We start from the raw sequence: 23,184 nt of genomic DNA, 5'->3' as shown, positions 1-23,184 counted from the left end.
GATGGGCGCCTTTTGTGGGGCGGGTGCCCCGGCGGGGGGGGAGGCGGGCGGGGGCGACCGGTGGGTGGGGGGGGGGGGCGGGTACCGGGCGATCCCGGTACCCGCCCCCGCCGTGACTCACATCCCGTACTTCTCCCGGGCCTCCTTGACCTTCGAGGCCGGGATCTCGCCGCGGCGGGCCAGCTGGGCCAGCGCGGCGACCGCGACCGACTCGGCGTCGACCCCGAAGTGGCGGCGCGCGCCCTCACGGGTGTCGGAGATGCCGAAGCCGTCCGTGCCCAGCGAGGACCAGTCCTGCTCCACCCACTGGCTGATCTGGTCCGGCACCGCGCGCATCCAGTCGCTCACCGCGAGGACCGGGCCCGGCGCACCGGAGAGCGCCTGCGTCACGTACGGCACCCGCTCCTCGCCGCGGAGCAGCGCCTCGTCGGACTCCAGCGCGTCGCGGCGCAGCTCGCCCCACGAGGTGGCGGACCAGACGTCGGCCGTGACACCCCAGTCGGCCGCGAGCAGTTCCTGGGCCGCGAGGACCCAGTGGATCGCCGTACCCGAACCGATGAGCTGCAGGCGCGGGGCGTCCTCGGACGCGGGCGCGCCCTCCTTGAAGCGGTACAGGCCCTTGACGATTCCCTCCTCGACACCCTCGGGCATCGCGGGCTGACGCTTCGGCTCGTTGTAGACCGTCAGGTAGTAGAAGACGTTCGAGTCCTCGCCGGGGGCGGCCTGGCCGTACATGCGGCGCAGACCGTCCTTGACGATCACCGCGATCTCGTAGGCGAACGCCGGGTCGTAGTTGAGCGACGCCGGGTTCGTGGACGCGATCAGGTGGGAGTGGCCGTCCGCGTGCTGGAGGCCCTCTCCGGTCAGAGTCGTGCGGCCCGCGGTGGCGCCGACGATGAAGCCCTTGCCGAGCTGGTCGGCGAGCTGCCACATCTGGTCGCCGGTCCGCTGCCAGCCGAACATGGAGTAGAAGATGTAGAACGGGATCATCGTCTCGCCGTGCGTCGCGTACGACGTCGCGGCGGCGATGAAGTCGGCCATGGCACCGGCCTCGGTGATCCCCTCGTTGAGGATCTGGCCGTCCTTGGCCTCCTTGTAGTACATCAGCTGATCGCGGTCGACCGGCTCGTACGTCTGGCCCAGCGGCGAGTAGATGCCGGCCGACGGGAACAGCGACTCCATACCGAAGGTACGGGCCTCGTCCGGGACGATCGGGACCCAGCGCCTGCCGGTCTCCTTGTCCCGCATCAGGTCCTTCACCAGGCGGACGAACGCCATGGTGGTCGCCATCTCCTGCTTGCCGGACCCCTTGTACAGGGCCTTGAAGGCGCGCTCCTCCGGCTCGGGCAGCGCCACCGCGTGCACCCGGCGGGCCGGGGCCGGACCGCCGAGGGCTGCGCGGCGCTCCTGGAGGTAGCGGACCTCGGGGGAGTCGGTGCCCGGATGGCCGTAGGGGACCAGACCGTCCTGGAAGGCGCTGTCCGGGATCGGGAGGCCGAGCAGCTCGCGCATGCCCTTGAACTCGTCGGTCGACAGCTTCTTCATCTGGTGGTTGGCGTTCTTGGACTCGAAGCCCTTGCCGAGCGTGTAGCCCTTGACCGTCTGGGCCAGGATCACGGTCGGCGCGCCCTTGTGCTCGACCGCCGCGCGGTAGGCCGCGTACACCTTGCGGGCCTCGTGGCCGCCGCGGGAGGTGTAGAAGCACTCGGCGATCTTCGCGTCGCTCAGCAGTTTCGCCAGCTCGGCGAGCGCGGGCTCGGCGCCGAAGAAGTGCTCGCGGATGTAGGCGACGTCGCGGGTGGCGTACGTCTGGAACTGCGCGTCCGGGACCTCCCGCAGGCGGCGTACCAGCGCGCCCTGGGTGTCCAGCTGGAACAGCTCGTCCCAGGCGCTGCCCCAGAGCGTCTTCACGACGTTCCAGCCGGCTCCGCGGAACGCGCCCTCCAGCTCCTGGACCACGCGGAAGTTGGCGCGGACGGGACCGTCGAGACGCTGCAGGTTGCAGTTGATGACGAAGGTCAGGTTGTCGAGCTGCTCACGGGCCGCGAGGGCGAGGGCGGCGGTCGACTCTGGCTCGTCCATCTCGCCGTCGCCCAGGAAGGCCCAGACGTGCGAGTTCGACGTGTCCTTGATGTTGCGGTTGGCCAGGTAGCGGTTGAAGCGCGCCTGGTAGATCGCGGAGAGCGGGCCGAGGCCCATCGACACGGTGGGGAACTCCCACAGCCAGGGCAGCCGCCGAGGGTGCGGGTAGGACGGCAGGCCGTCACCGCCCGACTCCTGGCGGAAGTTGTCGAGCTGCTGCTCGCCGAGCCGGCCGTCGAGGAAGGCGCGGGCGTAGATGCCGGGGGAGGCGTGGCCCTGGATGTAGAGCTGGTCGCCGCTGCCGTCCCCCTCCTTGCCGCGGAAGAAGTGGTTGAAGCCGGTCTCGTACAGCCAGGCGGCCGAGGCGAAGGTGGCGATGTGGCCGCCGACGCCGAAGCGGGAGCCACGGGTGACCATCGCGGCCGCGTTCCAGCGGTTCCACGCGGTGATCTTCGATTCCATCTCCAGGTCGCCGTCGAACGCGGGCTCGGCGGAGGTGGGGATGGTGTTGACGTAATCGCTCTCCAGCAACTTGGGCAGCGCGATACCGGCGCCCTCGGCGTGCTGGAGCGAGCGTCGCATCAGGTACGCGGCACGGTGCGGGCCCGCGGCCTTGGTGACGGCGTCCAGGGAGGCCGCCCATTCGGCGGTCTCCTCGGGGTCGCGGTCCGGGAGCTGGTCGAGCTCGCTCGGAAGCTTTGCTACGGGGTCGGTCATGATCGCCGCCTTCCGGAGTGGAGGGGGGTGGAGAAGGCCCTGGCTGGCAGGACAGGGCGATCGGGCCGGTGGGCCCGCGCCTGAACTGTAAGACGCCGATCGATGATCGATCAAAGGGTGAAGGGCAAAACTTCTTGATATGAAGAAAAGTGGCATGCGGTGCCGCGAAAGGGGGCACGGAGTGACGGGATCAAAGGTGCGAAGCGGACGACGGCCCGCACGGCCGAGCGCCCCGCCACGCAGATGGGCGCGCCGCCCGGTACTCGCTCAGGCGCGGGGAGCGCACCCGAGGACATGCTCCTTCACCAGCACGGCGATCTGCGGGTCCCGCCGCAGGAACGCCTCGATCAGCGCCTGGTGCTCCTCGGCGTACGACTTCTGCACCGTGCCCAGCCAGCGGATCGACAGGGCGGTGAACACCTCGATGCCCAGCCCTTCCCAGGTGTGCAGCAGCACCGCGTTCCCGGCGGCCCGCACCATCTCGCGGTGGAAACCCACCGTGTGCCGCACCTGGGCCTCGCCGTCGGCCAGCCGGTCCGCCTCGTACAGGGCCGCGACGTGCGGGGTGAGCGCCGAGCAGTCCTCGCCGAGCGCGGGGGCGGCGAGCTCCGCGGCGATCTGCTCGAGCCCGGCCCGCACGGGATAGCTCTCCTCCAGGTCCGCCGCGGTCAGGTTGCGCACCCGGACGCCCTTGTTGGGAGCCGACTCGATCAGCCGCAGCGTCTCCAGCTCGCGCAGGGCCTCCCGCACGGGCGTCTGGCTGACCTCCAGCTCGGTCGCGATACGCCGCTCCACGATCCGCTCGCCCGGCTTCCAGCGCCCGCTGACTATTCCCTCCACGATGTGCTCGCGGATCTGTTCGCGCAGCGAGTGGACGACGGGCGGGGTCATGAGGGGCTCCTTCGTGGCGAACCGGTACCGCCTGCGCCGACACGGCGGCCGGGGAGTACCGGCGGTGTCGGACGGAGCGGCACGCCGCTCCGTCCTAGACAATACGGCGGCGCCCCCGCCCGGAAGTGTTCCGGACGGGGGCGCCGCTGGTGAGGCTGGTTACAGCTGTACCGCTCAGAGGCCGAGCTCGACCTCGAACTCGCCCGCCTCGAGGATCGCCTTGACCGTGGTCAGGTAGCGGGCGGCGTCCGCGCCGTCCACCAGACGGTGGTCGTAGGAGAGCGAGAGGTAGGTCATGTCACGGATGCCGATGACGGTGCCCTCGGCGGTCTCGATGACCGCCGGACGCTTGACCGTGGCACCGATGCCCAGGATGGCCGCCTGGTTCGGCGGCACGATGACCGTGTCGAACAGCGCACCGCGCGAACCGGTGTTGCTGACGGTGAAGGTCGCACCGGACATGTCGTCCGGAGTGAGTCCGCCACCGCGGGCCTTGCCGGCCAGCTCCGCGGTCTTCTTCGCGATACCGGCGATGTTCAGGTCGCCCGCACCCTTGATGACCGGGGTCATCAGACCCTTCTCGGCGTCCACGGCGATGCCGATGTTCTCCGAGTCGAAGTACGTGATGGTGCCCTCGTCCTCGTTGATCCGGGCGTTGACGACCGGGTGGGCCTTCAGCGCCTGGGCCGCCGCCTTCACGAAGAACGGCATCGGGGACAGCTTGACGCCCTCACGGGCGGCGAAGGACTCCTTCGCCTGGTTGCGCAGCTTCATCAGCTTGGTGATGTCGACCTCGAGGACCGAGGTCAGCTGGGCCTGCGAGTGCAGCGCCTTCATCATGTTGTCGCCGATGACCTTGCGCATGCGGGTCATCTTGACCGTCTGACCGCGCAGCGGGGACGCCTCGAGCTTCGGCGCGGCCTTGGCCGCGGGAGCGGCGGCGGCCGGAGCCGGAGCGGCAGCGGCCTTGGCGGCCTCCGCGGCGGCGACGACGTCCTGCTTGCGGATACGGCCACCGACGCCGGTGCCCTTGACCGAGCCCAGGTCGACGCCGTTCTCGGCGGCGAGCTTGCGGACCAGCGGCGTGACGTACGCGCCGTCGTCACCGGCGGGCGAGGCGGGAGCGGCCGGGGCCGGTGCCTTCGCCGCCGGGGCGGGAGCGGGTGCGGCGGGCGCCGGTGCCGCGGGCGCGGCAGGTGCCGGGGCCGGAGCGGCGGGCGCTGCCGGAGCCTGAGCCTGTGCGGCCGGGGCGGGGGCGGGAGCCGCGGCAGGAGCCGGAGCGGGCTCCGCCGGTGCGGCGGCCGGGGCAGGCGCGGGCTTTTCCGCCGGAGCGGCGGCCGGGGCTGGTGCGGCCTCCGCCGGAGCAGCGGCCGGTGCGGCACCCGGAGCGCCGATGACGGCGAGCTTGGCGCCGACCTCGGCGGTCTCGTCCTCACCGACGACGATCTCCAGCAGCACACCGGCGACCGGGGCGGGGATCTCGGTGTCGACCTTGTCCGTGGAGACCTCGAGCAGGGGCTCGTCCTCCGCGACCTCCTCGCCGACCTCCTTCAGCCAGCGGGTGACGGTGCCCTCGGTGACGCTCTCACCGAGCGCGGGAAGGGTGACGTCGGTGCCGGAGGCACCACCGGACGGGGCGGCGGCAGGTGCCTCCGCGGCGGGTACCTCGGCGGCGGGCGCCGGAGCCTCCTCGGCCGGGGTCGGGGCGGCCTCGGGCTCGGCGGCCGGAGCCTCCTCGGCCGCCGGGGCGCCCGAGCCGTCGTCGATGACGGCCAGCTCCGCGCCGACCTCGACGGTCTCGTCCTCGGCGACCTTGATGGACGACAGCACGCCGGAGGCCGGCGCGGGGATCTCGGTGTCGACCTTGTCGGTCGAGACCTCGAGCAGCGGCTCGTCGGCCTCGACGCGCTCGCCCTCGGCCTTCAGCCAACGGGTGACAGTGCCCTCGGTGACGCTCTCGCCGAGCGCCGGAAGGGTTACGGAAACCGACATGGTTTCGGTTGCTCCTTACGAAAGTGCGGAAGTGGTCGGTCGTCGCCCGGGATCAGTCGTGCGAGTGGAGAGGCTTGCCGGCCAGGGCCAGGTGCGCCTCGCCCATCGCCTCGTTCTGCGTCGGGTGGGCGTGGATGAGCTGCGCGACCTCGGCCGGCAGCGCCTCCCAGTTGTAGATCAGCTGGGCTTCGCCGACCTGCTCGCCCATACGGTCACCGACCATGTGGACGCCGACCACGGCACCGTCCTTGACCTGGACGAGCTTGATCTCGCCCGCGGTCTTCAGGATCTTGCTCTTGCCGTTGCCCGCGAGGTTGTACTTGAGCGCGACGACCTTGTCCGCACCGTAGATCTCCTTGGCCTTGGCCTCGGTGATGCCGACGGAGGCGACCTCGGGGTGGCAGTACGTCACCTTCGGCACGCCGTCGTAGTCGACCGGCACGGTCTTGAGACCGGCCAGGCGCTCCGCCACGAGGATGCCCTCGGCGAAGCCGACGTGCGCGAGCTGCAGGGTCGGGACCAGGTCGCCTACGGCCGAGACCGTCGGGACGTTGGTCTGCATGTACTCGTCGACGAGGACGTAGCCGCGGTCCATCGCGACGCCGGCCTCCTCGTAACCCAGCCCCTGCGAGACCGGGCCGCGGCCGATCGCGACCAGCAGCACCTCCGCCTCGAAGGTCTTGCCGTCGGCGAGGGTGACCTTCACGCCGTCCTGGGTGTACTCGGCCTTGTCGAAGAACGTACCCAGGTTGAACTTGATGCCGCGCTTGCGGAATGCGCGCTCGAGGAGCTTCGAGCTGTTCTCGTCCTCGACCGGGACCAGGTGCTTCAGACCCTCGACGATCGTGACGTCGGTCCCGAAGGACTTCCACGCCGAGGCGAACTCGACGCCGATGACGCCGCCGCCCAGGACGATCGCGGAGCTGGGCACGTGGTCCAGCTTCAGCGCGTGGTCCGAGGAGATGATCCGGTTGCCGTCGATCTCCAGACCGGGCAGCGACTTCGGCACGGAGCCGGTCGCCAGGAGCACGTGGCGGCCCTGGACGCGCTGGCCGCCGACGTCCACCGAAGTGGGCGACGAGAGCTTGCCCTCACCCTCGATGTAGTGCACCTTGCGCGAGGCGATGAGTCCCTGCAGGCCCTTGTAGAGGCCCGAGATCACGTCGTCCTTGTACTTGTGGACGGCGGCCATGTCGATGCCCTCGAAGGTGGCCTTCACGCCGAACTGCTCGGCCTCGCGGGCCTGGTCGGCGATCTCGCCGGCGTGCAGCAGCGCCTTCGTGGGGATGCAGCCGTTGTGCAGGCAGGTGCCGCCGACCTTGCCCTTCTCGATCAGTGCGACGTCCAGGCCCAGCTGAGCTCCGCGCAGGGCCGCGGCGTAACCGCCACTGCCACCGCCGAGGATCACTAGGTCGAAAACGGTGCTGGCGTCGTTCGCCACGTCACGTCCTCCATGCATGTGCGCCGTATGCCGGGCCCCGTCGCTGGGGTGTGACCGGCCGGTCGGCTGGTGTTCGGCCGCTTGCGTTATTCGGCCCTGTGGTTGGGGCCCTGTCCTGCCGAGAACCCATCTTCGCACTTGTTGCGGGCGGACGGGACGCGGGCCCCTGCTCCGAGCCGGACGATCATCGGGCCCGGACGGTTACTGATGCGTACGAATGTCCGGAAAAAGGATGTTCGAAGCCGTGGGGGGAACGCCCACGGCCCCGAACGTATGCCCGGGGCCGTGCACGGCGCGAGCGCCGCGGGCGAACCGTCCGGGCCGGACCCGGTCCTGACCTCAGCCGAGGTCGCCGGCCGCCGTGCGCTCGGCCAGCCTGACCAGGGTGCGGACCGCGGATCCGGTGCCGCCCTTGGGCGTGTAGCCGTACGGGGCGCCCTCGTGGAAGGCCGGGCCCGCGATGTCCAGGTGCGCCCAGGCGATGCCCTCGCCCACGAACTCCTTGAGGAAGAGGCCGGCCACCAGGCCGCCGCCCATCCGCTCGCCCATGTTGGCGATGTCGGCGGTCGGGGAGTCCATGCCCTTGCGCAGGTCGGCGGGGAGCGGCATCGGCCAGGAGGCCTCGCCGACCTCCTCGGCGATCTCGTGGACCGACGTACGGAAGGCGTCGTCGTTGGACATCACGGCGAAGGTGCGGTTGCCGAGCGCCATCACCATCGCACCGGTCAGGGTCGCCACGTCGACGATCGCGTCCGGCTTCTCCTCCGAGGCGCGGGTCAGCGCGTCGGCGAGGACCAGGCGGCCCTCGGCGTCGGTGTTCAGGACCTCGACGGTCTTGCCGCTGTACATGTGCAGCACGTCACCCGGGCGCGTGGCGTTGCCGGACGGCATGTTCTCGGCGAGGGCCAGCCAGCCGGTGACGTTGACCCGGAGGCCGAGGCGGGCCGCCGAGACGACGGCGGCGAACACGGCGGCGGCGCCGCTCATGTCGCACTTCATCGTCTCGTTGTGGCCGGCCGGCTTGAGCGAGATGCCGCCCGAGTCGTAGGTGATGCCCTTGCCGACCAGCGCCAGGGTCTTCTCGGCCTTGGGGTGGGTGTAGGCCAGCTTGACCAGGCGCGGTCCGTGGGTGGAGCCCTGACCGACGCCGAGCAGGCCGCCGTAGCCGCCCTTGACGAGCGCCTTCTCGTCGAGGACCTGCACCTTGATGCCGTGCTCCTTGCCGGCGGCGGCGGCCACGGCGGCGAAGGACTCGGGGTACAGGTCGTTCGGCGGGGTGTTGACCAGGTCGCGGGCGCGGTTGATCTCCTCGACGACCGCCACGGCGCGCTCGGCGGCGGCCTTGAACGCCTTGTCGCGCGGCTTGGTGCCGAGCAGTGTGATCTCGTCGAGCGGAAGCTTGCGGGCATCGGCCTTGGCGCCCTTGGGGGCGAGCTTGTTCTCGCCGCCCTGGTAGGCGGTGAAGGCGTACGCACCCAGCAGGGCGCCCTCCGCCACGGCCGAGGCGTCCTCGACGGACTCCGTCGGCAGTGCGAAGCCGGCCTTCTTCGACCCCTTCAGCGCACGCGCGGCGCTGCCCGCGGCCCGGCGCAGTGCCTCGGCGCCGTACGCGTCGCCCTTCTCCGGGACCGGGCCGAGTCCGACCGCGACGACGACCGGGGCCTTGAGGCCGGAGGGAGCGGGGAGTTTGGTCACTTCGCCCTCGGTCCCGGAGGCACCCAGGGACTCCAGGACGGTGGCGAGCTTCCCGTCGAACGCCTTGTCGACGGCCTCGGCGCCCGGTGCCACGACCAGGCCCCCAGCCTTGGATCCAGCGCCCTTGGCGACACCGACGACCAGTGCGTCGGCGCGCAGCGTCGCCGCACCTGAGGTGCTGAGAGTGAGAGCAGTCACGGTGGTGAAATCTCGCTTCCGTTGAGTTGTTTGCCGGTCGAGGGGTGGGCCGACCGTGCCCGGCGCGTCGTGGACGCCGCCGCGACGCGCCAGGAGCGAGCCTACGCGCGCCCTCGCTCCCGGCTCACGGGGGCGGGCCGACCCGGGACGAAAGGTGTGGATCCGGGCCGCGGCGCGGGGGCGGCGAGGCCCTGCCGGTGCCCTGACTCGTCAGCCCCAGGACAGCGACAGCACCAGCAGGGCCGTGGTCGCGGCGGTCTCCTCCAGTGCGCCGAACACGTCGCCGGTCACCCCGCCGAAGCGCCGCACGCAGTGGCGCAGCATCAGGTGAGCGGCTCCGAGGCCCCCGAGGACGGCCACTGCCTGCTGCTCGGCCGCACCGTGTCCGCCGAGCAGCGCGCCCGCACCCGCGCAGCACGCGACCACCAGGCAGGCGACGGCCGCCGCACCCGGCAGCGGTACGCTCCCGGCCACCGCCGCGCCGAGGCCCTCCGGCCGCGCCGGCGGGACGCCGCGGCGCGAGGCCAGGGTGAGCGCGAGCCGTGCGGTGACCGCCGCGGCGACCGTGCCCAGCGCACCGTCGGCCCAGCCCCGGCCGTACAGCTCGAAGAGGGCCGCGACCTGGGCCAGCAGCACGAACAGCAGGGTGATCACACCGAACGGGCCGATGTCCGACTGCTTCATGATCCGCAGCGCCGCCTCGGCCGGCTTGGCGCTGCCGAGCCCGTCCGCGGTGTCCGCGAGCCCGTCCAGATGCAGCCCCCTGGTGAGCGCGGCGGGCAGTGCGGCGGAGGCGACCGCGGCCGCGAGCGGTCCGGCCCCGCCGACCAGGAGCAGCACGCCGGGCGCGGCCGCGAGCAGGCCCACGGCGAGGCCGGCGAGCGGGGCGCACAGCATGCCGGCGCGCGCGGCCCCGCGGTCCCAGCGGGAGACCCGGACGGGGAGCGCGGTCAGTGTGCCGAAGGCGAAGCGCAGGCCGTGGCTGTTCAGGGAGGTCACCGCGCGCACGCTAGCCGGTGCGGCTACGCGCCGGATTGGGCAAAGTGACCCATAAGCTGCATTGTCGGGTCGTCGGGTGGAGGTGGCATGGGTCACTGGTTCCAGCAGAACATCGTCGAGCCGGGCAAGCTCCCGCTGCTGCTGGCCCTGAGCGCCTTCGTCCTGACCTTCGCCGTCACCCGGATCATCACCCGCATGATCCGGGCGGGGAAGGGGCCGTTCCGCAACTTCACGCCCGGCGGTGTGCACATCCACCACGTGGTGCCCGGCGTCGTGCTCTCGGTGGTCGGAGGCTTCGGCGCGGTCGCGAGCGGTCAGCACGGTGTGGCCGCCGGGATCTGCGCGGTCGTCTTCGGCGTGGGAGCCGGCCTGGTCCTCGACGAGTTCGCGCTGATCCTCCACCTCGACGACGTCTACTGGACCGAGGAGGGCCGCCAGAGCGTGGAGGTCGTCGTCCTCACGGCCTCACTCGTCCTGCTCGTGCTGGCCGGCTTCTCGCCGCTCGGTGTGGACGAGCTGAGCGGCGAGCAGCAGCAGAGCAGGCTGGGCGTCGTCCTGACCTACGTCGGCAACTTCGGCTTCGTGCTGATCGCGCTGTTCAAGGGCAAGGCCCGGATGGCGGTGATCGGCACCCTCATCCCGTTCATCGCGCTGATCGGAGCCCTCCGGCTGGCCCGGCCCACCTCGCTCTGGGCGAAGCGCTTCTACCGCCGGCGCCACCGGGCCCGCGCCAGGGCGGTGCTGAGGGCGTATCACCACGACGTGCGCTGGGTGGGTCCGCGCCGCCGCTTCCAGGACCTGATCGGCGGGGCCCCCGACAGGGCCCCGCTCCCGGGTCCCCCGCCCGGCGGCGGTTCCTGAGCCGCTCAGGCGGTCGTCTCCACCTGCTGCGGGTCCCCGGTGGCCCCGCCGTCCACGGGGCCCTCCGCGGGCTCCTCCCCGGCGGACTCCCCAGCCCGCTCGGGGAGCTCCGCCGCCAGCGCCGCGGCAGCCTGTACGAACGGCAGGGCCAGCAGTGCCCCGCTGCCCCCGCCGACCGTCACCCCGTGGTCCAGCAGCGGCGTCAGCGCCATCCGGTCCAGGGCCTTCGCCTGCGCGGGCTCACCGCTGACCTGCCCGGCCAGCCACCAGTCGGGGGCACGGAAGGCCGCCCGCTGGGCCACCAGCGCGCACGCCGCCGAGACGACGCCGTCCAGCACCACGGGCATCCGGCGCACCGCGCTCTGCAACAGGAACCCGGTCGTCGCGGCCAGGTCCGCGCCGCCCACCGCGGCCAGCAGCTCCAACTGGTCGCCGAGGACGGGACGGGCCCGCCGCAGCGCGTCCCGGACCGCCGCGCACTTGCGCATCCACGCCAGATCGTCGATCCCCGCACCACCGCGCCCGGTCACCACCGAGGCGTCCGTGCCGCACAGGGCCGCGATCAGGGTCGAGGCGGCCGTCGTACCGCCGACGCTCAGGTCACCCAGCACCACCAGGTCCGTGCCCGAGTCGGCCTCCTCGTCGGCGACGCGCATCCCGAGCCGTACGGCCTGCTCGGCCTCCTCGGCCGTGAGCGCGTCCTCGACGTCGATCCGGCCGCTCCCGCGCCGCACCCGGTGGCGCACGACGGCCTCGGGCAGCAGCTCCGGGTCGCAGTCCAGGCCGGCGTCCACGATCCGCACGGGGACGGAGAAGCGGCGGGCCAGTACGGCGACGGGGCTCGCACCGTCCAGCACGGCCCGGACGAGCTCGTGAGCGGTGCCGGCGGCCCGGCCGGACACCCCCAGTTCCGCGACCCCGTGGTCACCGGCGAACAGCACCACGCGCGGCCGGTCGACCGGCTTGACGGGCACCGACTGCTGGGCGGCCGAAAGCCATTCGCCCAGCTCGTCGAGCCGACCGAGGGCACCCACGGGGACGGCCAGCCGCTCCCGGCGTTCCTCGGCGTCACGCCGTACACCCCCGTCGGGGCGTTCGATCAGGTCGGAGAAGTCGTCCAGGTTCACGGGGGTCCGCCTCGCGGGGGTCGTCACAGGGTGGGCGGGAACCCGGCGGGGGCTCCTGTCCGGAACAGTACCCGGCACCTCCACCCGTACCCCCGGCCCCGTGCCCGCCCCGCGATCAGCCGCGCAGCACCAGCGACCGCCCGGCCACCACCAGCAGGACCTCCTCGCACTCGGCGGCGAACGCGGCGTTCAGGCGACCCAGTTCGTCGCGGAAGCGCCTGCCCGAGGCCGTGGCCGGGACCACGCCCGAACCGGCCTCGTTGGTCACCGCGACGACCGTACGGCGCGTCCCGCGCACGGCGCGGACCAGCTCGGCGACCCGTTCGCGCAGCTTGTCCTGCCCGCCGTCCGTCCACCCGGAGTCGTCCCACGCGTCCAATCGGTCCATCGCGTCGGTCAGCCAGAGCGACAGGCAGTCGATCAGCAGCGGCGGACCGTCCTCCTCCAGCAGCCCCGCCAGCTCGCACGTCTCCTCGGTGCGCCAGGCCGCGGGCCTGCGTTCGCGGTGCAGCCCGATGCGGGCCTCCCACTCCGTGTCGCCCTCGCGGCGGCCACCGGTCGCCACGTACACCACCTCGGGATACGTCTCGAGGCGCTGTTCGGCCTCCACCGACTTGCCCGACCGGGCGCCGCCCGTCACCAGCGTGCGCCGGGGCACGTCCGGCACGGCGTGGTAGGCGCCCACCGGAAGCGTCGTCCCGTCCGGCACGGCCCGCGCCCCGGCGGCCGCGAGCCGCCGGTCCAACTCGGCGCCGGGCGGGGCGTCGTGGTCCAGATGGACGGCGACGATCTCGGTGGCGGCCGTGACGGCGCCGGCGGCGCGCAGCCTGGCGACGGCGTCGGGCCGGCCGGTCACATCGCACACGACCATGTCGTACGGCTCCGCGACCCGGTCGGGCAGACCGGCGGGGGAGGCCCCGGGGGGCAGGTAGAGCAGACGCTCGCCCTCCTGGGACGACACCTCGTAGCCGGTGCCGGGCGCGTCCATCGCCATGGCCCTGACCCGGTGCCCGCTGATCAGAGTCAGCTCCTGACCGTCCGGGACCCGGCCCGCGGCGGGGAGCGAGGCGGGCAGCTCCATCGCGGGCCCGTCGTGCGGATGCGTCAGCAGCACCTGCCGTACGCCGCCGAGCGAGCGGCCCGCCCGGGCCGCGGCGAAGACCGCGCCCGGGGTGAGGTCCAGCAGCAGCGCGTCGTCGACGAGCAGCGCCGTCGCGGCGCGCGCCCGCGCACCGCGGGACGAAGCGCAGACGGCGCAGGGGCAGTCGGGCCGCGGCAGCCCGTCGGGGGCTCCGGTGCCGAGCAGAGTCAGTTCCACGCTCTGATCCTCCCGTGTCCATGAACCACCTGCGCGCCCGGGACACCCACTAGTCTTCGGGGAGCAACGTGACCCAGGAGGCGGACATGGCGTGGACGTGGCGGTTCGAGAAGTCCGACGGTACGGAGACGGAGCCGGCGCTGCAGCCGGAGGAGTTCACGACGCAGGGCGACGCGGAGTCCTGGATCGGCGAGTTCTGGAAGGAGCTCCTCGAAGGCGGCGCGGAGCAGGTGACTCTCTTCGAGGACACGACGAAGATCTACGGACCGATGAGTCTCCAGGCGGGCTGAGGCTCCCGTACCCGCCCGGACCCCGGTGTCCGGGCGGGGCGCGCCCGCACGGCCGCGCGGCACCCGGCCGGCTCTCAGACCTCGCCCAGGGTGACCTGGGCCGTCTTCTTCGCGTCGCCCCGTGAGTACGTCACCGTGACCTTCTCGCCGGGCTTGTCGCCGGCCAGGGCCTCCGACAACGAGGTGATGGTCGTGACCCGGTCTTCGCCGATCCGGGTGATGACGTCCCCGGAGCGCAGGCCCGCCCCGGCCGCCCCGCCGCCCTTCACGACGCTGACGATCGCGACCCCCGCGGGCCGGTACTCGTCGTCCACGACGGTCCGCCCCGTGATGCCGAGCGCCGCCCGGCCGGAGTCCGTGACCTTGCCGTACCTGATGATCTGGTCGGCGACCGTGCGCACCATCGAGACGGGGATGGCGAACCCGATCCCCGGTGCCGCGCTGCCGCCCAGCTGCGGGTCGGTCGCCGCGAGGGTCGGCACACCGATCACCTCGCTGTCGAGGTTCACCAGCGCCCCGCCGCTGTTGCCCGGGTTGATGGCGGCCGAGGTCTGCACCATGTCCGCGAGCGTGGCCCCGGTGCCGCCGTCCGAGCCGCTCTCGCTGACGGTCCGTCCCACGGCCGAGACGATGCCCTGGGTGACGCTGCTGGACAGGCCGAGCGGCGAGCCCATCGCCAGGACGATCTGTCCCACCTCGACCGCGTCGGTGTCGCCGAACCGCGCGGCCCGCAACCCGTCGGGGACGTCGTCGAGCTTGACCACCGCCAGGTCCTGCTCCGGGTACGAGGAGACCAGCGAGGCCTTGAGCGTCTTCTCGCCGGTCGCGACGCTGACGTCGAAGGTCTTCCCACTGCCGACGACGTGCGCGTTCGTCACGATGTGGCCCTTGTCGTCGTAGACGATCCCCGAGCCGAGCCCGTCCCCCGCGGCGATCTGCACGACGGAGGGCAGCACGTCCCTGATGACCGCCTGGTAGCGGTCCTCCAGGTCGCCCGTGGCACGCGACACCACCCCCTGACGCGCCGGAGCCGCGGCCGGGGCGGGGCCGGGTCCCGCGCAGCCGCCCGCCAGGGCGACCGCGCAGACGGCTGCGGCCAGTGGCGTGAGGGAGCGGCGTACCCGGCTGCGGGGAGGGGATGCGTCCATGCCCGGAGTATCGCCAGGCCAGGCCGCCCGCGCCCTGCGCTGGTGGGCCGATCAGGCGTACGGCCCGGCCCGGTTCAGCCGTACCCCGCGGTTCAGCCGCGTACCCCGCACAGGTGCAGCAGCGCGGCCACCCCGCGGTACGGGTCGGTCCGCCCCGCCCGGTCCTCGGCCGCGAACACCCGGGCCAGCTGCTCGGGGCCTGGCAGCTCGGTCGCGTTGTCCACGTTGTCCGTGAAGACCCGCACGCCGTACCAGGCGTGCAGCGGCGCCGCGATGCCCGCCAGCGTGGACCTCAGGGCGTCCAGCCGGTCGGCCCGTACGTCCAGACCGAGCCGGTTCGTGTAGGTGTCCGTGTCGAACGCCGCGAGCGCCGCGCCGAAGTCGCCCGCGGTCCCGGGGCGCATCGCGAGCGCGTCCGCGTTCCGCACGAGCAGCGACAGCAGGCCGCCGGGCGCAAGCATCCGGGCCAGGCCGGCCAGCATCGGATCGGGCTCGGATACGTACATCAGCACGCCGTGGCAGAGCACCACGTCGAAGCTGCCGGGCAGGAAGTGCACCCCGGTGTCGCGGCCGTCGCCCTCGATGAGCCGCATCCGTTCCCGGATGCCCTCGGGCTCGCCCGCGAGGGCATCCCGCGCGCACCGGAGCATCTCCGGGTCGGACTCCAGGCCGGTCACGGAGTGCCCGGCCCGCGCCAGGCGCAGGGCCTGCGTCCCCTGGCCCATGCCCACGTCGAGCACGCGCAGCCGCTTCCCCACGGGGAAGCGGCCGGCTATCTGCTCGTCGATCTGCCGGGCCACGAGCTCCTGGCGGACGGTGTTGCGCAGCCCGCCGAGCCCTTCCAGCCACCGGGACGACACCCCGGCGAAACCGGGGGCCTCCGTGGTGCTCAGGGCCGCTCTCCGCGCTTGACCTGCGGCTTCGGCAGACGCAGACGGCGCATCTGCAGCGTACGCATCAGGCCGTAGGCCACCGCGCCGCGCTTCGGGGCGTCCGGGAAGCGCTGGGCCAGCTGCTTCTTGAGCCGGAACCCGAGGCCGATGGAGTCGACCACGATCAGCACGATCACGCCGAGCCAGAGCAGCAGCGAGATGTTCTGGATGTTCTGGATCTGGATCACGCTGAGGATCAGGATGATCACCGCGAGCGGGAGGAAGTACTCCGCGATGCAGAAGCGCGAGTCCACGAAGTCGCGGACGTAACGCCGCACGGGACCCTTGTCGCGCGCCGGCAGGTAGCGCTCGTCGCCCGATGCGAGGGCCTCGCGCTGCCTGGCCATATCCGAGCGACGGGCTTCGCGCTGGCGCTTGGCGGCCTCCTTGCGGTCCGTCGGGGTGCCACTCGAGGCACGCCGACGCTGCGTCTGGGCGTCGCTGCGCCTGGGGGTGGGGCGACCCTTCGGAGCCTGGGGGTCGCGGGGCTGCTTGGAGAGGTCCGCCGTCACCTTGCCGGTGGGGGCCTTCTCTTCCTTTGAACGGCTACGGAACACAAAACCCAAGGGTACGGGGTCGTGCGCGGCATCCCGGGACCGGCCGGGAACGATCCGGCAACGGCCCGCGTCCGGAAATGCGCCCCGACAGGGGCAGAACGGACGTTGCCGCCGCTCTCCCCGAGGCCCGTCTACTCCCTGGGCGGGAGTGGTCACGGGCCGCAGTCGTCCTTGGGTAGGAGCACATCCGTGCTCGAACAGTGCGGTAATAGAGACAGGGCCCGTACTGTGGGTTCTGTTGGAGTGCTGGAGCTCAGTTCGTCAGAAGGGGGCGCGCGAAGCCCATGAGCGGTGTCATGAAGCGTATGGGAATGATCTTCCGCGCGAAGGCAAACAAGGCCCTTGACCGGGCCGAGGATCCGCGCGAGACCCTCGACTACTCGTACCAGAAGCAGCTCGAACTGCTTCAGAAGGTGCGCCGCGGCGTCGCCGATGTGGCGACCTCGCGCAAGCGTCTGGAGCTGCAGCTCAACCAGCTGCAGGGCCAGTCGTCCAAGCTGGAGGACCAGGGCCGCAAGGCACTCGCGCTCGGTCGCGAGGACCTGGCCCGCGAGGCGCTGTCGCGGCGTGCCGCCCTGCAGCAGCAGGTCACCGACCTGGAGACGCAGCACCAGACGCTGCAGGGCGAGGAGGAGAAACTCACTCTCGCGGCCCAGCGCCTGCAGGCCAAGGTGGACGCCTTCCGCACCAAGAAGGAGACCATCAAGGCCACCTACACCGCGGCCCAGGCCCAGACCCGCATCGGAGAGGCCTTCTCGGGCATCTCCGAGGAGATGGGCGACGTCGGCCTGGCGATCCAGCGGGCCGAGGACAAGACCCAGCAGCTGCAGGCCCGCGCGGGAGCGATCGACGAGCTGCTGGCCTCCGGCGCCCTCGACGATCCGTCCGGCACGGCGAAGGACGACATCGCCGCCGAGCTGGACCGCATCTCCGGTGGTACTGATGTGGAACTGGAACTGCAGCGCATGAAGGCCGAACTGGCCGGCGGTTCCGCCGGCCAGCAGCAGGCCATCGAGGGCGGTGCGCAGGACGCGGCACCGCAGTCGCAGCAGTCCCCGCACAAGTTCGACAAGCAGTGAGGGCGGCGTCGTGATCGTACGGATCATGGGGGAGGGCCAGGTCGTACTGGCCGACAGCCATGTCGCGGAGCTGAACAAGCTCGACGACGTACTCCTCGCGGAGATGGAGAGCGGTGACGGGCCGGGCTTCCGCGCCACGCTCCACGCGCTCCTGGACAAGGTGCGCGAGCTGGGCTCGCCGCTGCCCGACGACGCCCTCGAGCCGTCCGAGCTGATCCTCCCGGCACCCGACGCCACCCTCGAAGAGGTGCGCTCCATGCTCCGCGACGACGGGCTGATCCCCGGCTGAACGGACTGCGCCTCCGCTCCGCACCCAGCACGCCGCCCCGCGCCGGTCCGCTTCCGGCGCGGGGCGGCGTGCCGTGGTCCCCGTCCGTGACGGCGCCCTGACACCGCAGGGACCGCCACGACCACGCCACGCCGTACCGTTGCTCGACGTGACCACCCTCGGAACCGGGTTCGTGCGCCCCCGCCGCTGGCTGCGCGGCCATCCCCTCGCCTTCGACAGGGGACTGGCCGCAGCCGTGCTGGCCTGCATGCTCTGCGCGTCGTTCGCCGAACCGAACCCCGGCCACGAGCCCATCTTCGGCGCCCGTACGCCCGAACCGTCCAGCGTGCTGCTGATGGTGCTCGCCGCCGGGGCGCTCGTGCTGCGCAGACGCAGGCCCATGGCCGTACTCGCGGTGACGGGGCTGCTGTCCGCCGTCGAGTTCGTCCTGATGGACCCGCCCGCCCCCGTGGTGATGAGCACGGTCATCGCCCTGTTCACCGTCGCGTCCCGCACCGACCGCCCCACCACCTGGCGGGCCGGCCTGCTGACCATGGGCGTGCTGACCGTCACCGCGATGGCCGCCGGAACGACCCCCTGGTACAGCCAGGAGAACCTCGGCGTGCTCGCCTGGACGGGGCTGGCCGGTGCCGCCGGGGACGCGGTACGCAGCAGGCGCGCGTTCATCGACGCGATCAGGGAACGGGCCGAGCGCGCGGAGCGCACCCGTGAGGAGGAGGCCCGCCGCAGGGTCGCCGAGGAGCGCCTGCGGATCGCCCGGGACCTGCACGACGTCGTCGCCCACCACATCGCCCTGGTCAACGTTCAGGCCGGGGTCGCCGCCCATGTCATGGACAAGCGCCCCGACCAGGCGAAGGAGGCGCTCGCCCACGTACGCGAGGCCAGCCGCTCCGCACTCAACGAGCTCCGCGCCACGGTCGGGCTGCTGCGGCAGTCCGGCGACCCGGAGGCGCCCACGGAACCCGCCCCCGGACTCGCGGTCCTCGACGCGCTGGTCGACACCTTCCGCAACGCCGGGCTGCCCGTCGAGGTGGCCTGCACCGACCCGGACAGTCCGCTGCCGGCCGCGGTCGACCTGGCGGCGTACCGGATCATCCAGGAGGCCCTGACCAACGTGCGCAAGCACGCGGGCACCGGTACGAAGGCCGAGGTCAGCGTGGTACGCGTGGGGGAGACCGCGGAGGTCACCGTCCTGGACGACGGCAGGGGTGCGGACGCACGCACCGGACCGGCCGACGGCGGGGGCCACGGGCTGATCGGCATGCGCGAACGCGTCACGGCCCTCGGCGGGACCCTGACGGCAGGCCCCCGTTACGGCGGCGGATTCCGGGTCCATGCGATCCTGCCCGTCACGTCCCGCACACGTGCGCCGGAGGGGCCGGTCACCGCGGAGCGGACGGGGGGAACCGCATGACGCCCATCAAGGTGCTGCTCGCCGACGACCAGGCACTGCTGCGCAGCGCGTTCCGCGTGCTGGTGGACTCCGAGCCCGACATGCAGGTCGTCGGGGAGGCCGCGGACGGTGCCCAGGCCGTGGCACTGGCCCGCTCGACCCTCGCCGACGTCGTGCTGATGGACATCCGGATGCCGGGGACCGACGGGCTCACCGCCACCCGGATGATCAGCGAGGACCCCGGTCTTGCGGGGGTGCGGATCGTCATGCTCACCACCTTCGAGGTGGACGAGTACGTGGTGCGGTCCCTGCGGGCGGGCGCCTCCGGTTTCCTCGGCAAGGGAGCCGAGCCCGACGAACTCCTCAACGCGATCCGTGTCGCGGCGGCCGGCGAGGCGCTCCTCTCCCCGGTCGCGACCAAGGGCCTCATCGCCACCTTCCTCGCCCAGGGCGGCACTTCAGGGGAGGGGCCGGACGCGACGGCGTACTCCGAACGCCTCGCCGCACTCACCGGACGCGAGCGCGAGGTGCTCGTCCTGGTGGCCGGCGGCCACTCCAACGACCAGATCGCCGAGCGCCTGGCCGTCAGCCCTCTCACCGTGAAGACACACGTCAACCGGGCCATGGCGAAACTCGGTGCCAGGGACCGGGCCCAACTGGTCGTCATCGCCTACGAGTCCGGACTGGTACGCCCCCGGGTGGAGTGACGGGTGGAGGCGGCGTACTCCAGCCGCGGTATGCGCGGCGCGAGAAAGCAACCCGGGGGCCGACGTTTTCGCTCGCGGGACCGGCGATCGTATAAACGGGCGGGCTGTGTCCCGGTCGCGTCCCCATTCGTGTCACCGAACAGCCGCCCATCTGCCGCGTACGCCACAGAAGAGAGACCCACCCATGTCCTGGCTGTCCAGATTCAGCCTCGCGCAACGGGCCCTGATCGGGCTGATCTCGATCGTCGCGCTCGTTTTCGGCGCGATCGCGATCCCGCAGCTCAAGCAGCAGCTGCTGCCCACCATCGAACTCCCGATGGTGTCGGTGCTGGCCCCCTACCAGGGTGCGTCCCCCGACGTGGTCGAGAAGCAGGTCGTCGAACCCCTCGAGAACACCATCAAGGCCGTCGACGGCGTCGAGGGCGTCACCTCGACCGCCAGCGAGGGCAACGCCGTCATCATGGCGACCTTCGACTTCGGCGACGAGGGCACGAAGCAGCTCGTCGCCGACATCCAGCAGGCCGTGAACCGCGCCCGCGCCCAGCTGCCGGAAGACGTGGACCCGCAGGTCGTCGCCGGCTCGACGGACGACATCCCGACCGTCGTCCTCGCCGTCACGTCCGACAAGGACCAGCAGGCGCTCGCCGACCAGCTCGACCGCACGGTCGTCCCGGCGCTCGAGGACATCGACGGCGTGGGGCAGGTGACCGTCGACGGCGTACAGGACCTCCAGGTCTCCGTGGTGCCCGACGACCGGAAGCTCGCCGCGGCGGGCATGAACGCCGGCTCACTGGCCCAGGCGCTCCAGTCGGGCGGCGCGACGGTGCCGGCCGGCTCCTTCTCCGAGTCGGGCAAGAGCCGCACCATCCAGGTGGGCGGCTCGTTCACCTCGCTCCGGCAGATCGAGGACCTCAAGGTCTCCGCGGCCGATCCGGCGTCGGGCGGCAAGGGCGGCAAGGCGGTCCGCGTCGGTGACGTCGCCACGGTGAAGCAGGAGCCCGCGTCCGCGGTCTCCATCACACGTACGAACGGCAGGCCGAGCCTCGCCGTCGTGGCGACGATGGACAAGGACGGCAGTGCCGTCGCCATCTCCGACGCCGTCCAGGACAAGCTGCCTGACCTGCGCGAGGACCTCGGGGCCGGCGCCGAGCTGACCGTCGTGTCCGACCAGGGGCCCGCCGTCTCCAAGGCGATCTCCGGCCTGACCACCGAGGGCGGGCTCGGCCTGCTCTTCGCGGTCGTCGTGATCCTGGTCTTCCTCGCGTCGATCCGCTCGACGCTGGTCACCGCGGTCTCCATCCCGCTGTCCGTGGTCCTCGCGCTGATCGTGCTCTGGACCCGTGACCTGTCCCTGAACATGCTCACCCTCGGCGCGCTGACCATCGCCATCGGCCGGGTCGTCGACGACTCGATCGTGGTCCTGGAGAACATCAAGCGCCACCTCGGTTACGGCGAGGAGCGCCAGGCGGCGATCATCACCGCGGTCAAGGAGGTGGCCGGGGCGGTCACCTCGTCCACGCTCACCACCGTCGCGGTCTTCCTGCCCATCGGCCTGGTCGGCGGCATGGTCGGCCAGCTCTTCGGCTCGTTCTCCCTCACCGTCACGGCAGCGCTGCTGGCCTCCCTGCTGGTCTCGCTCACCGTGGTCCCGGTCCTCTCGTACTGGTTCCTGCGCGCCCCGAAGGGCACCGCCGAGAACCCGGACGAGGCACGCCGCGAGGCCGAGGAGAAGGAAGCCGCGAGCCGGCTCCAGCGGATCTACGTCCCGGTGCTGCGCTTCGCCACCAGGCGCCGGGTCACCAGCATCGCGATCGCCTTCGTGGTGCTGTTCGGCACCTTCGGCATGGCACCCCTGCTGAAGACGAACTTCTTCGACCAGGGCGAGCAGGAAGTCCTCTCCGTCAAGCAGGAGCTGACGCCCGGCACCAGCCTGGAGGCGGCCGACGAGGCCGCGCGGAAGGTCGAGAAGGTCCTCGCCGCGGACAAGGGCGTCGAGGACTACCAGGTCACCGTCGGCTCCTCCGGCTTCATGGCGGCCTTCGGCGGCGGTACGGGCGCCAACCAGGCCTCCTACCAGGTCACCCTCAAGGACTCGGCGGACTTCGAGGCCACGCAGGAGCGGATCGACGAGGCGCTCGGCAAGCTCGACGGCATCGGCGACACCACGATGGCCGCGGGCGACGGCTTCGGCAGCCAGGACCTGAGCGTCGTGGTCAAGGCCGCGGACGCGGACGTCCTGGAGAAGGCCTCCGAGGCCGTGCGGACCGAGGTCGCGAAGCTCGACGACGTCACCGACGTCCAGAGCGACCTGGCGCAGAGCGTCCCGCGCATCTCGGTCAAGGCCAACGACAAGGCGGCGGACGCCGGGTTCGACCAGGCCGCGCTCGGCGCGGCGGTCGCCGGCGCGGTGCGCGGCACCCCGTCCGGCAAGGTGATCATGGGCGACACCGAGCGTGACGTCCTGGTCAGGTCGGCCAGGCCGGCCACCACCATGGCCGAGCTGAAGGCCCTCAGGCTCGGCCCGGTCACGCTCGGTCAGATCGCCGACGTCGAACTCACCCCCGGCCCGGTGTCCATGACCCGGATCGACGGCCAGCGCGCGGCGACGGTCACGGCCAAGCCGACCGGTGACAACACGGGCGCGGTCAGCGCCTCGCTCCAGAAGAAGATCGACGCCCTGGACCTCCCGGAGGGCGCCACGGCGACCATCGGCGGCGTCTCGCAGGACCAGGACGACGCCTTCATGAAGCTGGGGCTGGCCATGCTGGCGGCCATCGCGATCGTCTTCATGCTGCTGGTGGCCACCTTCCGGTCGCTCGTCCAGCCGCTGATCCTGCTGGTCTCCATCCCGTTCGCCGCGACGGGCGCCATCGGTCTCCTCGTCATCACCGGCACGCCGCTGGGCGTCCCGGCGATGATCGGCATGCTGATGCTCATCGGCATCGTGGTGACCAACGCGATCGTGCTCATCGACCTGATCAACCAGTACAGGTCGCAGGGCATGGGCGTCGTCGAGGCGGTCGTGGAGGGCGGGCGCCATCGTCTGCGCCCGATCCTGATGACGGCGCTGGCGACTGTCTTCGCCCTGCTCCCGATGGCGCTCGGCGTCACCGGCGAGGGCGGGTTCATCTCCCAGCCGCTGGCGGTCGTGGTGATCGGCGGTCTGATCACCTCCACGCTGCTCACGCTGCTCCTGGTACCGACGCTCTACGCGATGGTGGAGCTCCGCAAGGAGCGCCGCGCGAAGAAGAAGGCGGCCAAGCGCGAGGCGAAGTCCGGCGCGAGCGCCCCGGTGACGACGGAGGAGACCGCCTCCGAGGAACCGGAGCCCGCGAAGGCCTGACGGCCCCGCGCAGCGCGTGGAGAAGGCCCCCGACGACGTCGGGGGGCCGGCAGAACGACCACTCACAGCACACCCCCGCCGCCACGAGTCCCCCGCCACCCAGCGAGAGGATGATGGGGCCCGCC

At 72.1% G+C, this 23,184-nt stretch carries 18 protein-coding genes; 7 read left to right on the top strand and 11 right to left on the bottom strand.

Translation table 11 applies throughout. The annotated features are described in order from the left end of the window. Nucleotides 1-117: 117 nt before the first annotated feature. From aceE to AB0I83_RS31035, 6 genes are all read right to left on the bottom strand, one after another. Nucleotides 118-2,799, bottom strand: coding sequence for a pyruvate dehydrogenase (acetyl-transferring), homodimeric type (gene aceE / locus AB0I83_RS31060; RefSeq protein ID WP_363307015.1), 2,682 nt, complete (start codon nt 2,797-2,799; stop codon nt 118-120). Nucleotides 2,800-3,066: 267 nt separating this feature from the next. Further along, complete coding sequence (locus tag AB0I83_RS31055) at nt 3,067-3,690, bottom strand: GntR family transcriptional regulator (RefSeq protein ID WP_356537946.1); 624 nt, start codon at nt 3,688-3,690, stop codon at nt 3,067-3,069. Nucleotides 3,691-3,864: 174 nt separating this feature from the next. Then, the gene (gene sucB, locus AB0I83_RS31050; RefSeq protein WP_363307014.1) at nt 3,865-5,682 is read right to left on the bottom strand and encodes a 2-oxoglutarate dehydrogenase, E2 component, dihydrolipoamide succinyltransferase; all 1,818 of its coding nucleotides are present in this window, start codon (nt 5,680-5,682) and stop codon (nt 3,865-3,867) included. Nucleotides 5,683-5,734: 52 nt separating this feature from the next. Then, nucleotides 5,735-7,123: a dihydrolipoyl dehydrogenase gene (gene lpdA / locus AB0I83_RS31045; RefSeq protein ID WP_356537948.1), complete on the bottom strand. Its 1,389-nt coding sequence runs from the start codon at nt 7,121-7,123 to the stop codon at nt 5,735-5,737. Nucleotides 7,124-7,462: 339 nt separating this feature from the next. Next, nucleotides 7,463-9,016, bottom strand: coding sequence for a leucyl aminopeptidase (locus AB0I83_RS31040; RefSeq protein WP_363307013.1), 1,554 nt, complete (start codon nt 9,014-9,016; stop codon nt 7,463-7,465). A gap of 210 nt (nt 9,017-9,226) precedes the next feature. Then, a complete protein-coding gene (locus tag AB0I83_RS31035; RefSeq protein ID WP_363307012.1) occupies nt 9,227-10,015 on the bottom strand; it encodes an adenosylcobinamide-GDP ribazoletransferase in 789 nt (262 codons plus the stop codon). Between the two features lie 87 nt (nt 10,016-10,102). Here AB0I83_RS31035 and AB0I83_RS31030 point away from each other — a divergent pair, with 87 nt between their 5' ends. Further along, nucleotides 10,103-10,876: a hypothetical protein gene (locus tag AB0I83_RS31030; RefSeq protein ID WP_363307011.1), complete on the top strand. Its 774-nt coding sequence runs from the start codon at nt 10,103-10,105 to the stop codon at nt 10,874-10,876. A gap of 5 nt (nt 10,877-10,881) precedes the next feature. Here AB0I83_RS31030 and cobT read toward each other — a convergent pair whose 3' ends face one another. Together cobT and AB0I83_RS31020 are read right to left on the bottom strand one after the other, a co-directional pair. Further along, the gene (cobT, locus tag AB0I83_RS31025) at nt 10,882-12,003 is read right to left on the bottom strand and encodes a nicotinate-nucleotide--dimethylbenzimidazole phosphoribosyltransferase (protein ID WP_356537956.1); all 1,122 of its coding nucleotides are present in this window, start codon (nt 12,001-12,003) and stop codon (nt 10,882-10,884) included. 115 nt (nt 12,004-12,118) lie between these two features. Then, nucleotides 12,119-13,321, bottom strand: a complete 1,203-nt coding sequence (locus tag AB0I83_RS31020) for a bifunctional adenosylcobinamide kinase/adenosylcobinamide-phosphate guanylyltransferase (RefSeq protein ID WP_363307010.1) — start codon at nt 13,319-13,321, stop codon at nt 12,119-12,121. Nucleotides 13,322-13,407: 86 nt separating this feature from the next. Here AB0I83_RS31020 and AB0I83_RS31015 point away from each other — a divergent pair, with 86 nt between their 5' ends. Beyond that, complete coding sequence (locus tag AB0I83_RS31015) at nt 13,408-13,611, top strand: hypothetical protein (protein WP_356537959.1); 204 nt, start codon at nt 13,408-13,410, stop codon at nt 13,609-13,611. Between the two features lie 74 nt (nt 13,612-13,685). Here the strand turns inward: AB0I83_RS31015 and AB0I83_RS31010 are convergent, their stop codons facing one another. The 3 genes from AB0I83_RS31010 to AB0I83_RS31000 all read right to left on the bottom strand — a co-directional run bounded on the left by AB0I83_RS31010 (nt 13,686) and on the right by AB0I83_RS31000 (nt 16,248). After that, a complete protein-coding gene (locus AB0I83_RS31010) occupies nt 13,686-14,759 on the bottom strand; it encodes a trypsin-like peptidase domain-containing protein (RefSeq protein ID WP_356842922.1) in 1,074 nt (357 codons plus the stop codon). A gap of 92 nt (nt 14,760-14,851) precedes the next feature. Continuing rightward, nucleotides 14,852-15,586 carry a methyltransferase domain-containing protein gene (locus AB0I83_RS31005; protein ID WP_356842932.1) on the bottom strand — a complete coding sequence of 245 codons (735 nt, stop codon included), beginning with the start codon at nt 15,584-15,586 and terminating at the stop codon, nt 14,852-14,854. A 62-nt stretch (nt 15,587-15,648) separates the two neighbouring features. Then, a complete protein-coding gene (locus AB0I83_RS31000; protein WP_356537963.1) occupies nt 15,649-16,248 on the bottom strand; it encodes a DUF3043 domain-containing protein in 600 nt (199 codons plus the stop codon). A 296-nt stretch (nt 16,249-16,544) separates the two neighbouring features. Here AB0I83_RS31000 and AB0I83_RS30995 point away from each other — a divergent pair, with 296 nt between their 5' ends. From AB0I83_RS30995 to AB0I83_RS30975, 5 genes are all read left to right on the top strand, one after another. Then, nucleotides 16,545-17,327: a PspA/IM30 family protein gene (locus AB0I83_RS30995; RefSeq protein ID WP_031093722.1), complete on the top strand. Its 783-nt coding sequence runs from the start codon at nt 16,545-16,547 to the stop codon at nt 17,325-17,327. A gap of 10 nt (nt 17,328-17,337) precedes the next feature. Next, nucleotides 17,338-17,616: a hypothetical protein gene (locus tag AB0I83_RS30990; protein ID WP_356537965.1), complete on the top strand. Its 279-nt coding sequence runs from the start codon at nt 17,338-17,340 to the stop codon at nt 17,614-17,616. 148 nt (nt 17,617-17,764) lie between these two features. Further along, nucleotides 17,765-19,030 (top strand): histidine kinase, encoded by a 1,266-nt coding sequence (locus AB0I83_RS30985; protein ID WP_363307009.1) that lies wholly within the window; start codon nt 17,765-17,767, stop codon nt 19,028-19,030. Continuing rightward, nucleotides 19,027-19,716, top strand: coding sequence for a response regulator transcription factor (locus AB0I83_RS30980; RefSeq protein WP_356537968.1), 690 nt, complete (start codon nt 19,027-19,029; stop codon nt 19,714-19,716). Before AB0I83_RS30985 ends, AB0I83_RS30980 begins: the two co-directional genes overlap by 4 nt. A gap of 184 nt (nt 19,717-19,900) precedes the next feature. Beyond that, nucleotides 19,901-23,059 (top strand): efflux RND transporter permease subunit, encoded by a 3,159-nt coding sequence (locus AB0I83_RS30975; protein ID WP_363307008.1) that lies wholly within the window; start codon nt 19,901-19,903, stop codon nt 23,057-23,059. Nucleotides 23,060-23,184 lie beyond the last annotated feature (125 nt).

The organism is Streptomyces sp. NPDC049970, assembly GCF_040660235.1.
Lineage (GTDB): Bacteria > Actinomycetota > Actinomycetes > Streptomycetales > Streptomycetaceae > Streptomyces.
This window is presented reverse-complemented; position numbering and strand designations above follow the sequence as displayed.